This window comes from Pseudomonas sp. 7SR1, from assembly GCF_900156465.1.
Classification (GTDB): domain Bacteria; phylum Pseudomonadota; class Gammaproteobacteria; order Pseudomonadales; family Pseudomonadaceae; genus Aquipseudomonas.
On record NZ_LT707064.1, the window covers coordinates 5,443,403 to 5,457,564 of the forward strand.

The following is a 14,162-nucleotide window of genomic DNA, read 5'->3' on the forward strand; positions in this document are numbered from 1 at the left end:
CATCCATCGGGCCTTACCGATGGAATTTTCATCGATGCCCGGAATCACTTGAACATCAGTCGCGCATTCAGCCAGGAGATTGCGATGTCCCTGCCCCCTGCAACCGACCACGGCACACACCTGGACTACGGTCTGGACACCTTGTTTGGCCGCGAGACCAAGAGCGTTCATTGCCGTTTCGACGTCAAACGCCTCGATGACGCCGAGCCGCCATGGTTCGCATTGCGCGTGCAACCGCCCCTGCCCGAGGACCTGGAAAAGGCCCAGATCGTCGTGTTCAGTGCCGAAGGTCGAAAGATCAGCGGTATTGTCCGACGCACCGAACGCCTGGCCGATGACTGCCTGCAGCTGGATGTCGAACCTGACTGAAGCGGGCAGTCTCGCTGTAAAGACCCTGTCCGACGCTGGAGTCCGGAGCGACGCCCGTGGGATGATCGGCGTTCAAACACGCCTCCCTGCGGAGAGTTTCGATGTCGTTGCTGAATAAACACGCAAGCGCCCTGCTGCTGACGGTCCTGGCCAGCCTGATGGCATTGCCGGCCCACTCGGCCTCGCCCAAGGACCCTGGAGACCTGCCCGTGCGGAAGGTCTCGATGCTGGGCGGGAAATTTGCCTTCACCCTGCCCAAGGGATTCGCGGCGACACCGCTGCCCGCCGGGGAGGCCGCCCAGGGCACCGCCGGGGCCACGGGGACGATGTATAGCAATGCCACCAGCAAGACCGTAGTGATCACGGCCGAAAACACTATTCTCGACGGTGCGAACGTGAAGGACGACGATGGGCCATTCCTCGACAGGACCATGGCCGATTTCGCCGCCCAGCGCACCAAGGCCCTGCCCGATGCCAAGGTCCTGGGCGAAAAAAGCCTGACCCGCAAAGGCACCGGCCTCGGCCTGCGCCAGCTCGATACCAGTGCCACCCAGGGCGGCGGACCGACCCTGGATACCACCTTGCTGGCCGCCTCCGGCACACGCATGGCCGTGGTGCAGATCATCTCCCGGGCCAGGGACAAGGCCGGCCATGAGGCACTGGTCAAGCAGATCGTCGCCGGGAAATGAGTTATCGCCCTGGCCTCGACCAGCATCGAGGCCATGGGGACCGGGGCTTTCGTGCGATCGTCTCTGGAGCGAAGCGCCCCATGGCGCCAGGATTCAGCCAGGGGCGCTCAGGGATTGAGGCGCTCCAGCCAGGCCCGCAGGTCCTGCACCTCCAGGGCGCTGATCGTGTGGCCAACGCCTGGGTAGGCGTGGAATTCGGGCTCCAGGGCCAGGGTCTTGAGGAACGTGTCGGCCTCGGTACCGTCATGGTAGGGAATGATCGGGTCGGCCGTGCCATGGCCGATGAACACAGCCAATGCCCGTCGCGACTCATCGGGGGTCAATTCGGCCCGCAATCCGGAAAGCACCCTGCCGCCCATCGCGGCAATGCCGCCGACGGCCTCGGGATGCCGCAGGGCGACTTCGTAGCTCATCATAGCGCCCTGGCTGAAGCCCACCAGGTAGACTTTGCTGGCGTCGGTGCGATACTTGGCCCGAGCCTTGGCGATGAAATCCAGCAGCATCTGGCCGCTGGCCTTCAAGTCCGACGAATCGCCCTCGTAGGCGCCCTCGCCCTTCTTCGCAAACCACTGGTAGTGGCCAGGTTCCATGACTTTCGGAGCGCGGACCGAGAGGTAGTTGTAGTCCCCGGGCAACTCGTCCTTGAGCTCGAACAAGTCCTGTTCGTTGCTGCCGGAACCGTGCAGGAAGATCACCAGAGGCCGATCCCTGGCCTGTTCATCGACATGAGCCAGGTAATTGAGGGGCAGGTCCGTGTGCAACGAGGGTTGCGCCTGGACCATGGCAGGCAGCAGCAACAACAGGGCGAGGGCTTTGAGCATCGATCTTCCTCCATCGTTTCGATAGCCGCGCGGCAACGACCGCGCGGTGAGGTAGACAGCACTTATCAGTCGTTGATCAGTTTGCCGGTGCGAATCGGTTCAAGCCCGGCCACCTTCGCCTGCCAGATACCCGGTTGGGTATAGCGTCCACGGTCCAGGGCGAACAGCACGCCACAGGTACCGGCCCGTACCGTGGAAACCCGATCAGTCAACGGATCGACCACCTCGAACAACGGATCGCCCCGCTCCACCCATTCACCGGCCTCCCGCAGGAAGCTCACCACACCGTGGTGTGGCGCGAACAGGTACTCGGTGCCTTCGAACGGAAACCCTTCGCAGCACTGCTCCGGCGCGGGCGGCCAGTCGCCACCGATGAAGCCTTGCTCAGCCAGGAAACCGAGAATGGCTTCGCAATTGGCCCGCGCCTGCTCCACTCGGGTATCGCCCATGCCGCCCAGTTCCAGCGTGGTTGCCAGGTTGGCCGCCGGAATCGCGGCTTCGGGATACGCCTTGGCCAGGCGCAGCCAGGGGGTCGAACAGGACTCGTCGAACGAGCTGCCACCGGAATCCTCGCACAACAGCGCCACCCCGGCCTTCAACCGGGCCGCCAGCGAGCGCCATTGCGGCCAGTGTTGCGGCAAGGCGTAGAGGTGAATCGCCGCCTCGAAATCGCAATGCAGGTCCAGGGTGATATCGGCGTCGCAGGCATGGCGCAACAACAGGCGATGCAACGCCTCGAGTTGCGAAGGAGGCGTCGGCAGTTCATCCAGGACTTGCAACATGGTCTGGCGGATCAGAGTGATGTTGGCAGCCGGATCGTCGCCCAGGCGATCACCGATGCGTTGTGCCACCGGGGCACTGAGCTCCACGAAGGAGCGATTGAAATTCTTGCCGCTGCCCAACTCGAAACGGCCCATGTGGGCGCTTTGCAGATGCTGGTCCAGGCCTATGGGGTTGGCCGCCGGCACCAGCTCGACCACGCCCTTGAGCAGCCCCTGGGCCTCGAATTCGTTGAGCCGTTGCTTCAGCTCCCAGGCCGTACGCATGCCGGGCAGCTCGTCGGCGTGCAGGCTGGCCTGGATGTAGGCCTTGCGCGGACCATGGCCATAACGAAACACACTGAGCCGGCGCTCGGTGCCCAGGTGGCTCCAAGGCAGGGTATGGTCGATGCGTTGCATGAAATCTCCAGAAAGGTGGCTCACCGGTCGACGGTGGCCACCTTGGTGTCTCTACGATTAATGGCCGTACACATCGAAGGCGAAGTACTTGTCCTGCACCTTCTTGTATGTGCCGTTGGCACGGATCTCGGTGATGGCGGCGTTGAATTTCTCGGCCAGGGCCTTGTCCCCCTTGCGCACCGCAATACCGGCACCGCCACCGAAGTACTTGGGATCCTCGTAGGTCGGGCCCACGAAGGCGAAGCCTTTGCCGGCATCGGTCTTCAGGAAACCTTCGTCGAGGTTGACCGAGTCGGCCAGCATGGCGTCGAGGCGCCCGGCCACCATGTCCAGGTTGGCTTCCTGCTGGGAGGTGTAGCGCACCAGGTTGATGCCCGCGGGCACCAGCACGTCAGTGGCGAAACGATCATGGGTGCTGGCGCGCAGCACACCGACTTTCTTGCCCTTGAGCTCGGTCAGCGGGTCCTTGACCTCGGAGCCTTCCTTCATCACGAAGCGCGCCGGGGTATGGTAGTACTTGATGGTGAAGTCGACATTCTTCTTGCGGTCGTCGGTGATGGTCATCGACGACAGCACCGCGTCGATCTTCTTAACCTTGAGCGCCGGGATCAGGCCGTCGAACTCCTGCTCGACCCAGATGCACTTGACCTTCATCTGCTCGCACAACGCATCGCCGATATCCACATCGAAGCCCGCCAGCTTGCCGTCGGCCGTCTTCATCGAAAAGGGTGGGTAGCCGGCTTCGATCCCGAGTCGGATCGGCTTGGCGTCTTCGGCTACGGCCGACAAGGACAATACGGACAGTGCCAGGGCACCGAACATCGCTAGCTTCTTCATTCTTTCTCCTGCGTGCGCTGATTTTATTTTTTGACGGAATTGGCAGTTTCGACGGCATGGCCGGCCACAGCATCAGGTCGGCAAAAACCGAAGAGGCCGGCAGTCTAGAGGGGCACACAGGCGGGGAATTATGTCGAAGCGACAAATAATTACAGAAAGCCCCGGACCTGTTGGAAGGCCCCGGGGTTTACGAAACAACCTACAGGCGCCCTGGCAAGGAAATGGCTCCCTCACCATGGCTCCCAGCGTCAGCAATCGCAGCCAATCGCCGTTTCCGCCACCCGCTCCACCGAACCGGTCAGGCGGAAACCTTCATCGAGCCAGCCCATGATGCCGCCGATCATTTCCTTGACCGGATAGCCCAGGGTCGCCAGGCGGACCGCTGCCTTGTTGGCGCCGTTGCAATGCGGGCCCGCGCAATACACCACGAACAATGTGTCTTGCGGATACGCCGCCAGCGCCTGGGCAGTGATGGAACGAGTCGGAAGGTTGATCGCCCCGGGTACATGCCCGCGCTCGAAGGCCAGGGGGCCACGTACATCCACCAGCACAAAATCCACCTTGCCGGCCTGCTGGCTGGCATGCACGTCGGAACAATCCGTTTCGAAGGTCAGGCGACGGCTGAAATGCTGCAGGGCAACGTCGGATGGGGCAGCAGGCACTTCACTAACCAGGCTGGTCATCGCAGGTACTCCAGTAGAGGGCTTAGAGAGACTTTATCCGCCTGCAGCTTACCGCTACAGTGGCGTACAAGACACTCTGTGGGAATTTTCCGCCAAATGCATCCCAATCCCGGTCTGGTGGCCATCCTTGCCTACGACGGCCTCTGCACATTTGAATTCGGCATTGCCATCGAGATCTTCGGCCTGGGCAGGCCCGAGTTCGATTTTCCCTGGTACGAACACCGGATCGTTGCCGTCGATGACGGTCCGATGCGGGCCCTGGGCGGCTTCCAGGTCCTGGCCGATGGCGGCATGGAGTTGCTCGAGGCAGCCCGGACCATCGTCGTGCCGGGTTGGCGCAGTCGCAGCGAGCCGCCGTCCGAGGCGTTGCTCGACGCCTTGCGCAAGGCACATGCACGAGGCGCGCGCCTGCTGTCGATCTGCTCCGGGGTGTTCGTACTGGCGGCGGCGGGATTGCTGGACGGATTGGGCGCCACGACCCACTGGCGCTACACCGATGAACTGGCCGAGAGTTTTCCCGCCGTCCTGGTGGACCCGGACGTGCTGTACGTGGATTCGGGCCAGGTCATCACCTCGGCGGGCAGCGCGGCCGGCATCGATGCCTGCCTGCACCTGGTGGCACGGGATTTCGGCGCCCAGATCGCCAATGCGGTGGCGCGCCGCCTGGTCATGTCCCCCCAACGCACCGGCGGCCAGGCACAGTTCATCCCCTCGCCGGTCAGCCGCACGCCGCGCGGCGACCTGTCGGGCATCATGCAGTGGGCCCGCGAGCGCCTCCACGAACCCTTGGGCGTACGCGAACTGGCCAGCCAGGCGGCCATGAGCGAGCGGACCTTCCTGCGCCACTTCACCCAGGCCTGCGGCCAGTCACCCAAGGCGTGGTTGCAACATGAACGCCTGGCACGAGCCCGCGAATTGCTGGAAAGCACCGAAGACACCACCGACAACATCGCACAGCTGTGCGGCTACCGCTCGGTGGAGAGTTTTCGCGTGGCGTTTCGCAGCGTCGTCGGAGTGGCGCCTTCGGTCTACCGGGAGCGGTTCGGGCGCGGATGAACGTCCGGGCCTGGCCATGTAACCGCTGTCCCTGCCCTTCGTGACGAGTGCCGACCCGCTGGGCCCGGCACGTCGGCGACAGGATGATTGCGGCTGTTGGAGGCTGCGGCAGATTGTGCCGTGACTCGCCATCAACACGATCTTTCCTGCGATTGCATGAGGCAAGAACGAGACAGTTGCGCAGCGTAGCGCAGGCCCTGGGGGATGATTTCGAGCCGTGCCTTGCCACTGATAGCCATCGTATAGCTGCCATCGAGGCGACGGGTCAGTGCGAAGTCCGGCATGTAGATCACCTCACCGATATTCGGAGCCGGGCGGGTACGCAGCGCGGGGAAAGCCTTCCTGCCGATGTTCATGAAGCGTCTGGGCGCCATGGATGTCGGCATCGGCAAATCCTTCCACGGTCCGGAAGGACTGGCGGCTGGGGCTCGGATAAACCCACGGCGTTCGAGCACATTCGTGTCCTCGATCCCGAGGCCAGGCCGGACGCCGTCGCCGAGATCCTCAAGCGAGTCAGGATGCGCTTCCCGGCCCTGGCGGACATTGAAGTGGCGGAGACCTGGGGAGGCTACGTGGACGGGTTTTCGGGTTTCTACCTGGCGGCGGGCTGTTCCGGCATTGCCGCGCCGGTGACGACTGTCCCGTCCGACACAAGCCTGCTGGCCAAGATGAGCGCGGCGCGGTGGATGGCTCAGGCGGATCCAGGCCTATCGGTCGGTTTCGCCCTCGGGCAGGGACTTTCCACGAACCCGCCTCAAGGTTTGCGCAGCAGGTAGGTATCCATGATCCAGCCATTGGCCTGCCGCGCAGCCTTGCGGGTGCGCTCGATATCGTCGGCCACCTCCCCCAGCCGACCGGCGATGAGGATTTCGTCCGGTGTGCCCACATAGGCGCCCCAATAGATGTACACGTCCGGATCGTTCACCTGGCGATACGCATCCTCGGCATCGAGCATCACCACCCTGCTGCTCGCCTGTCCCGCCTGCCCCGACGCCAACCGGCGTCCGGTGGTGATCTCCAGCGATCCGCCAATGCTGTTCAAGGGAACCTTGTGTCGCGCAGCCAGGGCCTGGACACTGGTGATCCCGGGAATGACCTCGAATTCGAAATCGCAACGCCCTGTATCGAGAATCGCCTGCAGGATACGAACCGTGCTGTCGTACAACCCCGGGTCGCCCCATACCAGGAACCCGCCACACTGCCCATCGGACAGTTCTTCGTCGATCAGTCTTTCGAAAGTCGCCTGCTTGGCACGGTTGAGTTGTTCGACACTGTCCAGGTAGTCCCGGTCGTCGCGTTGGCGTTCAGGACTGTAGGCTTCGACGAAACGATACGTGCGATCCACGATGTAACGCCTACAGATTTCATGCCGCAGATCCATCAGCTTTTGCTTGTCGGCCCCTTTGTCCATGAGAAAGAACACGTCGACCCGGTTCAGGGCTTTCACCGCCTGCATCGTCAGGTAATCCGGATCGCCGGCCCCGATGCCGATGACTGATAACTTCTTCATGCTCAGGACTCCTGCCCAGGGGTCAGGGTGCGTAATCGCCAGACCCCGTTGAAACGCAACTCCAGGGCGGACAACGGTTCGATGTCGATACGGTTGAACGCCGATGCCGGACAGTGCAGTACATTCACCAGGGCCGCGCGGATCACGAACGGATGGGTGACAGCCAGCAGGTGTCCCGGCTCCTCTTCCAGGCTGGCGAGCCAGTCTGCGACACGGCGACACAACCGAGTGACCGACTCACCGCCATGGGGCGCGGCATCGGGATCGTCCAGCCAGCCCTGCAGGCGTTCCGGCTCTGCCTTGAGCAACGCGTCGACCGACAGCCCGCGCCATCGACCCAGGTCACAGTCGGCCAGGGCCTCGACCACCCGGAACTGCGCCCCATACAGCGCGGCTGTCTGGCGGGCGCGCAGTTCCGGTGCGCAGAGCAGTTGCCGGACATGTTCATACCCGCTGCCCGCCTCCGGACGCCTGTCCAGCCAGGCGGCGTCCAGCGGCTCGTCGGTCGCGAAGCACCCGCGTTTCTGGGCGGCGGTGCGCCCATGGCAGATCAAGGTCAGGCGGGTGGCTTGCATGCAGGTTCTCACGCAATCGGGATAGTCGGGAAAGGCCATGCTGGGCCGTCTGTGTGTTCGGCACCTTATATGAAATCAAATATCCGAACCAAAAAGGCGTTATTTCGGACACGAAAAAAAGCTTTGGCTGACACTCCAGCTGAAACCAGCGCGAGGCCCCGTCCTACGGCGTTTTCGCACCATTTTCGAGCATTTTAAACGGAACGTAAAAACCGCTGGACATGTAGCTCCCGCTACATAAATACTATTTTCAGGACTTATGTAAGAAATCCAACACCCATCCACGCAAGGAGCACGGATGCCTCCCCTCAGAGACCTTATTACCGATCCCGGCCTGGTATTGACGCCGTCGGAACGCAAGGTCGTACGTGCCCTGCTCGATCATTATCCACGCAACGGCCTGGGCCCGATGTCGCGTCTGGCCGACCATGCCGGCGTGAGCGACCCGACCATCGTGCGGCTGGTGAAAAAACTCGGGTTCGGCGGTTATGCCGAATTCCAGGATGCGCTGCTGGTGGACATGGACCATCGCCTGCGCTCCCCCCGCACGCTGCTGCAACCCCGGGCCAAACTGCAACAGGGCGATACCTGGAGCCAGTACCTGGCGGCCAGCCACCAGATTCTGGTTGAAACCCAGGCTCTGACCCAACCCGAAGACGTACGCATCCTGGTGCAGTGGCTGCTGGACAGCCGGCATCAGGTGCATTGCTTCGGCGGACGCTTCAGCAGCTTCCTGGCCCACTACCTGCTCACTCACCTGCGCCTGCTTCGTGCCGGCTGTTTTTCCCTCGAGGATAACGCCCAGTTGCCTGACCGGCTGTTCGATGTGCAACGCCAGGACGTGGTGTTGATCTTCGATTATCGTCGCTACCAGGCCCAGGCCTTGCGCGTGGCCAGCGCGGCCAAGGAACGTCATGCCCGGGTCGTGCTGTTCAGCGATATCTACACTTCGCCCTTGCGCGAACTGGCCGACCTGATCATCAGCGCGCCGGTGGAGTCGTCGGTCTCGGCCTTCGACAGCCTCGTGCCGGCCCTGGCCCAGGTCGAGGCGCTGGTCGCCTGCCTGACCCTGCAGTGCCCGGCGCTGGCCGAACGCCTGGAAGGCATCGATGCCCTGCGCGCAGAGTTCAACACGCACCTGTTGGAGGAAAAATAAGGATGTTCTCGCTCCCCCACCGCTCACCCAGGGACCTGCCGTTCACCCGCGACCACACCGCCTTGCTGCTGGTGGATATGCAACGGGCCTGGCTGGAACCGCAATTCGATGCCCACCTGGACACCCCCGAGGCAGACTATTTCATCCGTCGCGCCCGCGAACGGGTGATTCCCAACCAGCAGCGTCTGCTCCAGGGGCTGCGGGCGGCGGGGCAGAACGTACTGCATACCCACATCGAAAGCCTCACCGCCGACGGTCGCGACCGCTCCCTGGACCACAAGTTATCGGACATGCACTTGCCCAAGGGCAGCCCCGAGGCACAGATCATCGCCGAGCTTGCCCCACTGGAAAACGAGATCGTCTTGCCCAAGACGTCTTCGGGCGTGTTCAACTCCACCAACATCGACTACGTACTGCGCAACCTGCAGACCCGGCACCTGATCGTCGCCGGCATCGTCACCGACCAGTGTGTCGACATGGCCGTACGCGACGCCGCCGACCGTGGCTACCTGGTCACCCTGGTGGAGGATGCCTGCGCCACCTACACCGAACAACGCCACCTGGCCTGCCTGAATGCGATCAAAGGCTACTGCTGGATCGCCGACACCGACACCGTGCTCGGCCGCTTGCAGGAGATGCAGCCGTGAGCCGTCTCGACCGCGCAGCGCCCCTGGCACAGCTTCCCGTCACCACGCTGGTCAGCACCGACCTGATCGGCGTGACCCGAGGCCGCTCGTTCCCCAGCGATGAGCTGCCCCACTACGTCACCGCAGGTTGCGGCTGGGTGCCGGCCAACAGTGCGCTGACCCCCCAGGACATCATCGCATCGGTCAATCCGTGGGGCGCTTATGGCGATCTGCGACTGATTCCGGACCTGCCTAGCCGGGTAACCGTCGACCAGGGGCCCGACGCCCAGGCGCCGGCGCTGGACTACATCCATTGCGACCTGCGGGAAACCGACGGTCGCCCCTGGTCCGCTTGCCCGCGCACGCTGTTGCGCGACGAAGTGGAACGCTACCGGGCCGAGCTCGGCCTGCAGGTACTGGCCGCGTTCGAACATGAATTCAGGCTGGACACCTCCCAGCCCCAACCCGATCGCCTGGCCTTCAGCCTCCAGGCCCAGCGCCAGCAGGCCGGGTTCGCCGGATGGTTGCTCGGCGCATTGCGGGCCGGTGGTGTCGAACCGGAGATGTTCCTGCCCGAATACGGCAAGCATCAGTACGAAATAACCTGCCGCCCCGCCCTTGGCGTCGCCGCGGCCGACCGCGCCGTGAACGTACGGGAGATTACCCGGGAAATCGCCCGGCAGATGGACCTGGCGGTGAGCTTCGCCCCCAAGACGTCGGCCGATGCCGTGTGCAACGGCGTGCACCTGCACCTGAGCCTGCAAGATCTGGACGGCGAGCCGGTGCTCCATGACGCTGCCAGCGCCAACGGTCTTTCCAGCCTCGGTCGACACTGGGCGGCCGGGGTGCTGCATTACCTGCCGGCCCTGTGCGCCTTGACCGCGCCGACCCCGGTGTCCTACGAACGCTTGCAACCGCACCACTGGAGCGCTTCCTACGCGTGCCTGGGACAGCGCAACCGCGAAGCGGCCCTGCGGATCTGCCCGACCGTCAGCCTGGGAGCCAGGCCGGTCGCCAACCAGTACAACCTGGAGTTCCGTGCCATGGACGCCACGGCCTCGCCGCACCTGGCGATGGCGGGGTTATTGATCGCCGGGAGGCTGGGTATCGAACAAGGGTTGGCACTCAATGCCGTCACCGAAGAAATACCCGACGATTTGACTGAGGAACAGCGCCGCAGTCGTGGCATTATCGCCCTGCCGACCGACCTGGCCCAGGCCCTGGATTGCCTGCGTAACAGCGGGGCGCTGCTCGAAGCCCTGCCCGGCCCGCTGGTCGAAACCTACTTCGCCTTGAAGGCCGAGGAGCTGGCCTTGACCCAGGCGCTGTCACCTGCCGAGCGTTGTGAGCACTATGCGCGAATCTATTGAGTGTGCCGAATCGGGCCTGTACACCGAGCCAGCCTACCGGTTGCTTCGGGAGAACGCCGAGCACCCACTGATCCTGGTGTGCGAACACGCCAGTCGGTTCATCCCCGGGGCGTTGAACGACCTGGGCCTGGATGAAACGGCCGCCCAGGAACACATTGCCTGGGACATTGGTGCCCTGGCACTGGCCGAATGCCTGTCCGAGACCCTCGGCGCAACCTTGCTGTCGGCCAACTATTCACGGCTGCTGATCGACCTGAACCGCCCGCTGCACGTGCCGGACAGCATTCCGGCCCAGAGCGAGATCTACCAGATTCCCGGCAACCAGTCCCTGGACGAGGCCACGCGTGCCTACCGCCAGCAGTGCCTGTTCCACCCGTTCCATGACCGGTTGCGCTCGTTGATCGACCAGCGCCTGGCCGACCAGCGACCGGTACGGGTGGTGGGCATCCACAGCTTCACCCCGGTGTTCTACGGTCAGCCCCGCAGTCTTGAAGCCGGCGTGCTGTTTGCAGAAGCGGCGGACTACGCCCAGCGCATCGTCGACGGGCTGAGCCGGCATTCGCTGCGGGTGGCGGGGAACCAGCCCTATCGGGTCAGCCCCTTGAGCGACATGACGGTTCCGGTGCATGGCGATGGACGCGGCCTGGATTCGGTGCTGATCGAGGTCCGCAACGATTTGCTGCGCAGCCCCGAAGAAGTACGGGCCTGGAGCGCCTGCCTGGCGCCGTTGCTGTAGAAAACAGCGGCAAGACATCCTGAAAATCCATGATCGGCTGAAAAGGAGAACGGCTTGTGAGTATCGAGGCATTTGGCTACAAACAGGAATTGAAACGCAGCCTGTCACTGACGGACCTGGTGGTGTACGGGATGATTTTCATGATCCCTATCGCGCCGTTCGGCGTGTACGGCTACGTGAACGCGGAGGCGCCGGGGATGGTGCCGCTGGCGTACATCATCGGCATGGTGGCGATGCTGTTCACCGCGCTGAGCTATGGCAGCATGGCCCGGGCCTTTCCGGTGGCCGGCTCCGTCTATTCCTACGCACAACGGGGTCTCAACCCACATGTAGGCTTTATCGCCGGCTGGCTGATGCTGCTGGACTACCTGCTGATTCCCCCGCTGCTGTATGTCTACGCCGCCATGGCGCTGAATCACCTGTACCCGGAGATTCCCAAGGTCGGCTTCATCCTGGCCTTCCTCGTGAGCGCGACCTTCGTCAACCTGCGAGGCATCACCTTCACCGCCCGGATGAACATCATCTTCCTGCTGGCGCAGCTGGTGGTGCTGGGGATTTTCCTGGCCTATGCCTGGAATGCCCTGCACGGTGGCGCGGGTAACGGCCAACTGACCCTGGCGCCGCTGTACAGTCCGGAGCATTTCAACTTCGCCCTGCTGATGCAGGCCGTGTCGATCGCCGTGCTGTCGTTCCTGGGGTTCGACGCCATTTCCACCCTGGCCGAAGAAATCAAGGGCGATCCGGGTCGCAGTGTCGGCAAGGCCGCGATGCTCACGCTGCTGGTCATGGGGGTGATTTTCGTGGTGCAGACCTGGATCGCCACGGACCTGGCGGCCGGCATGGGCTTCAAGTCCGCCGATACCGCTTTCTATGAAATCGCCGAACTGGCCGCCGGCAGCTGGCTGGCCACCATGACGGCCGTCGCCACCGCGCTGTCCTGGGGCGTGGCCGTGGCCATCACCTCCCAAGCCGCGGTGTCGCGCCTGTTGTTCGGCATGGCCCGGGACGGCAAGTTGCCCAAGGTGCTGGCCAAGGTCCATCCAAAACACAACACCCCGTACCTGAGCATCTACCTGGTGGCGGTGCTGTCGCTGCTGATCTGCTACCTGTTCATCAATGCCGTGGATACCCTGACCTCACTGGTCAACTTCGGCGCACTGAGTGGTTTCATGCTGCTGCATGTCACCGTGATCAACCATTACTGGCGTCGCCAGCGGTCCGGGCAAGTGGTCCGCCACCTGATCTGCCCACTGATCGGCTTCTGCATCGTCGCGGCCATCATGTACAACATGGGCGTGGACGCGCAAAAGCTCGGCCTGGTCTGGATCGCAGCGGGCGTCGTCTATCTGTGCCTGCTCAATAAATTCGGCGCCAGCACCGCCCTGCCCGATCCGGCAGGTCATTGAGGTTCAGCGATGATCGCAAGGGGTTGTCGGTCATCGCGCTGCGACAACACAACGGTTACGACGCGTGGACATCGACAGTGATCGTCAAGCCCGGTGCAGATCACCGGGCTCAGGAACAGGAGTGCAATCCATGCTGGCCTTACGTCCAGTTCAACCAAGCGATTTGCCGCAACTGCAGCAACTGGCCCGTGACAGTCTGGTGGGGGTGACGTCGCTTCCAGACGACATCGAGCGCCTGCGAGAAAAAATCCTCGACTCGTGCGCATCGTTCGAGGCTGATGTGCGAGCACCTGGCGGGGAAAACTATTTTTTCGTGTTGCAGGACCTGGTCTCCGGGCGCCTGGTGGGCTGTTCCGAAATCCTCGCCAGCACCGGTTGCAACGAACCGTTCTACAGCCTGCGCAACCGCCCGTTCTCCAGCGAGTCCCGGGAGTTGAACATCCAGCATGGCGTACCGGCACTGTCGCTGTGCCAGGATCTGCAGGGCCAGACGCTGCTGCGCGGTTTCCACATCGACGCCGACCGGGTGCGCACGGCGGAATCGGAGTTGCTGTCCAGGGCCCGCCTGATGTTCATCGCCGCGCATCCGCAACGCTTCGCCGAATCGGTCATCACCGAAATCGTCGGTTACAGCGACGATGACGGCCAGTCGCCATTCTGGGATGCAATCGGCCAGCACTTCTTCGACCTGCCCTACGTCGAAGCCGAACGGTTGTGCGGCCTGCAAAGCCGATCCTTCCTCGCCGAATTGATGCCCCAGTACCCGCTCTATGTGCCGATGCTGCCGCCCGAGGCCCAGGCCTGCATCGGTCGGGTTCATCCCGATGGCCAGGAAGCCTTCGACATCCTGGCGCGCGAAGGCTTCGAGACCAACAGCTATGTAGACCTGTTCGACGGCGGGCCAACCCTGCACGCCCGTATCGCCAACATCCGCTCCATCGCCCGAAGTCGCATGGTCCAGACCTGGAAGAGCTCGCAGATTGACGCCCGGGGCCGCTACCTGGTGAGCAACGACCGCCTTGCAGACTATCGCGCCATCGTGGCCGAGCTGGATGTCGCCGCCGAGGGGCCCGTGGCCCTGACGCCCGACATGCTCGCCGCGCTGGACATCGACGAAGGCGAACGGATCCGGGTGATCACCCTATGAACG

At 63.4% G+C, this 14,162-nt stretch carries 16 protein-coding genes; 9 read left to right on the forward strand and 7 right to left on the reverse strand.

The genetic code is table 11. The features are described from left to right. Positions 1–84: 84 nt before the first annotated feature. Entirely contained in the window at positions 85–369 is a 285-nt protein-coding gene (locus BW992_RS23895) for a hypothetical protein (protein WP_072389594.1), read from the forward strand. 101 nt (positions 370–470) lie between these two features. Further along, positions 471–1,058 carry a hypothetical protein gene (locus BW992_RS23900; RefSeq protein WP_072388781.1) on the forward strand — a complete coding sequence of 196 codons (588 nt, stop codon included), beginning with the start codon at positions 471–473 and terminating at the stop codon, positions 1,056–1,058. A gap of 107 nt (positions 1,059–1,165) precedes the next feature. Here BW992_RS23900 and BW992_RS23905 read toward each other — a convergent pair whose 3' ends face one another. The 4 genes from BW992_RS23905 to BW992_RS23920 all read right to left on the reverse strand — a co-directional run bounded on the left by BW992_RS23905 (position 1,166) and on the right by BW992_RS23920 (position 4,577). After that, positions 1,166–1,879 carry an alpha/beta hydrolase gene (locus BW992_RS23905; protein ID WP_072388783.1) on the reverse strand — a complete coding sequence of 238 codons (714 nt, stop codon included), beginning with the start codon at positions 1,877–1,879 and terminating at the stop codon, positions 1,166–1,168. 65 nt (positions 1,880–1,944) lie between these two features. After that, a complete protein-coding gene (locus BW992_RS23910; protein WP_076407209.1) occupies positions 1,945–3,057 on the reverse strand; it encodes a succinylglutamate desuccinylase/aspartoacylase family protein in 1,113 nt (370 codons plus the stop codon). Between the two features lie 57 nt (positions 3,058–3,114). Further along, positions 3,115–3,894 carry an ABC transporter substrate-binding protein gene (locus BW992_RS23915; protein WP_072388787.1) on the reverse strand — a complete coding sequence of 260 codons (780 nt, stop codon included), beginning with the start codon at positions 3,892–3,894 and terminating at the stop codon, positions 3,115–3,117. 248 nt (positions 3,895–4,142) lie between these two features. Beyond that, positions 4,143–4,577 carry a rhodanese-like domain-containing protein gene (locus BW992_RS23920; protein ID WP_072430409.1) on the reverse strand — a complete coding sequence of 145 codons (435 nt, stop codon included), beginning with the start codon at positions 4,575–4,577 and terminating at the stop codon, positions 4,143–4,145. A gap of 96 nt (positions 4,578–4,673) precedes the next feature. Here BW992_RS23920 and ftrA point away from each other — a divergent pair, with 96 nt between their 5' ends. Beyond that, positions 4,674–5,633, forward strand: a complete 960-nt coding sequence (gene ftrA, locus BW992_RS23925) for a transcriptional regulator FtrA (RefSeq protein WP_072388791.1) — start codon at positions 4,674–4,676, stop codon at positions 5,631–5,633. Between the two features lie 131 nt (positions 5,634–5,764). On the opposite strand, the gene BW992_RS27140 is transcribed toward ftrA, so the two are convergent. The 3 genes from BW992_RS27140 to BW992_RS23945 form a co-directional block, all read right to left on the reverse strand. Beyond that, entirely contained in the window at positions 5,765–6,019 is a 255-nt protein-coding gene (locus tag BW992_RS27140; protein ID WP_076407210.1) for a hypothetical protein, read from the reverse strand. Between the two features lie 368 nt (positions 6,020–6,387). After that, positions 6,388–7,143 (reverse strand): precorrin-6A synthase (deacetylating), encoded by a 756-nt coding sequence (cobF, locus tag BW992_RS23940; RefSeq protein WP_072388795.1) that lies wholly within the window; start codon positions 7,141–7,143, stop codon positions 6,388–6,390. Positions 7,144–7,145: 2 nt separating this feature from the next. Then, positions 7,146–7,718 carry a histidine phosphatase family protein gene (locus BW992_RS23945; RefSeq protein WP_072388797.1) on the reverse strand — a complete coding sequence of 191 codons (573 nt, stop codon included), beginning with the start codon at positions 7,716–7,718 and terminating at the stop codon, positions 7,146–7,148. Positions 7,719–8,016: 298 nt separating this feature from the next. On the opposite strand from BW992_RS23945, the gene BW992_RS23950 reads away from it, so the two are divergent. The 6 genes from BW992_RS23950 (at position 8,017) to BW992_RS23975 (ending at position 14,159) form a co-directional block, all read left to right on the forward strand. After that, on the forward strand, positions 8,017–8,874 hold the full coding sequence (locus tag BW992_RS23950; RefSeq protein WP_072388799.1) for a MurR/RpiR family transcriptional regulator: 858 nt from the start codon (positions 8,017–8,019) through the stop codon (positions 8,872–8,874). Between the two features lie 2 nt (positions 8,875–8,876). Beyond that, the gene (locus tag BW992_RS23955; RefSeq protein WP_072388801.1) at positions 8,877–9,521 is read left to right on the forward strand and encodes an isochorismatase family cysteine hydrolase; all 645 of its coding nucleotides are present in this window, start codon (positions 8,877–8,879) and stop codon (positions 9,519–9,521) included. Further along, positions 9,518–10,870, forward strand: coding sequence for a glutamine synthetase family protein (locus BW992_RS23960; RefSeq protein WP_076407211.1), 1,353 nt, complete (start codon positions 9,518–9,520; stop codon positions 10,868–10,870). The genes BW992_RS23955 and BW992_RS23960 overlap by 4 nt, the downstream gene beginning before the upstream one ends. Beyond that, positions 10,854–11,606, forward strand: a complete 753-nt coding sequence (locus tag BW992_RS23965; RefSeq protein WP_072388805.1) for an N-formylglutamate amidohydrolase — start codon at positions 10,854–10,856, stop codon at positions 11,604–11,606. The genes BW992_RS23960 and BW992_RS23965 overlap by 17 nt, the downstream gene beginning before the upstream one ends. 56 nt (positions 11,607–11,662) lie before the next feature. Next, positions 11,663–13,012 carry an APC family permease gene (locus BW992_RS23970; RefSeq protein ID WP_072458024.1) on the forward strand — a complete coding sequence of 450 codons (1,350 nt, stop codon included), beginning with the start codon at positions 11,663–11,665 and terminating at the stop codon, positions 13,010–13,012. Positions 13,013–13,142: 130 nt separating this feature from the next. Beyond that, a complete protein-coding gene (locus tag BW992_RS23975; protein ID WP_072388809.1) occupies positions 13,143–14,159 on the forward strand; it encodes an arginine N-succinyltransferase in 1,017 nt (338 codons plus the stop codon). The last annotated feature ends 3 nt before the right edge of the window (positions 14,160–14,162 follow it).

Bases quoted from the DNA above. Each gene is read 5' to 3' on its own strand.
- BW992_RS23905 (WP_072388783.1), bottom strand. From the start codon at position 1,879: ATGCTCAAAGCCCTCGCCCTGTTGTTGCTGCTGCCTGCCATGGTCCAG.
- BW992_RS23955 (WP_072388801.1), top strand. From the start codon at position 8,877: ATGTTCTCGCTCCCCCACCGCTCACCCAGGGACCTGCCGTTCACCCGC.
- BW992_RS23900 (WP_072388781.1), top strand. From the start codon at position 471: ATGTCGTTGCTGAATAAACACGCAAGCGCCCTGCTGCTGACGGTCCTG.
- BW992_RS23965 (WP_072388805.1), top strand. From the start codon at position 10,854: ATGCGCGAATCTATTGAGTGTGCCGAATCGGGCCTGTACACCGAGCCA.
- BW992_RS23915 (WP_072388787.1), bottom strand. From the start codon at position 3,894: ATGAAGAAGCTAGCGATGTTCGGTGCCCTGGCACTGTCCGTATTGTCC.
- BW992_RS23950 (WP_072388799.1), top strand. From the start codon at position 8,017: ATGCCTCCCCTCAGAGACCTTATTACCGATCCCGGCCTGGTATTGACG.
- ftrA (WP_072388791.1), top strand. From the start codon at position 4,674: ATGCATCCCAATCCCGGTCTGGTGGCCATCCTTGCCTACGACGGCCTC.
- BW992_RS23910 (WP_076407209.1), bottom strand. From the start codon at position 3,057: ATGCAACGCATCGACCATACCCTGCCTTGGAGCCACCTGGGCACCGAG.
- BW992_RS23975 (WP_072388809.1), top strand. From the start codon at position 13,143: ATGCTGGCCTTACGTCCAGTTCAACCAAGCGATTTGCCGCAACTGCAG.
- BW992_RS27140 (WP_076407210.1), bottom strand. From the start codon at position 6,019: ATGCCGACATCCATGGCGCCCAGACGCTTCATGAACATCGGCAGGAAG.
- BW992_RS23895 (WP_072389594.1), top strand. From the start codon at position 85: ATGTCCCTGCCCCCTGCAACCGACCACGGCACACACCTGGACTACGGT.
- BW992_RS23945 (WP_072388797.1), bottom strand. From the start codon at position 7,718: ATGCAAGCCACCCGCCTGACCTTGATCTGCCATGGGCGCACCGCCGCC.
- BW992_RS23920 (WP_072430409.1), bottom strand. From the start codon at position 4,577: ATGACCAGCCTGGTTAGTGAAGTGCCTGCTGCCCCATCCGACGTTGCC.
- cobF (WP_072388795.1), bottom strand. From the start codon at position 7,143: ATGAAGAAGTTATCAGTCATCGGCATCGGGGCCGGCGATCCGGATTAC.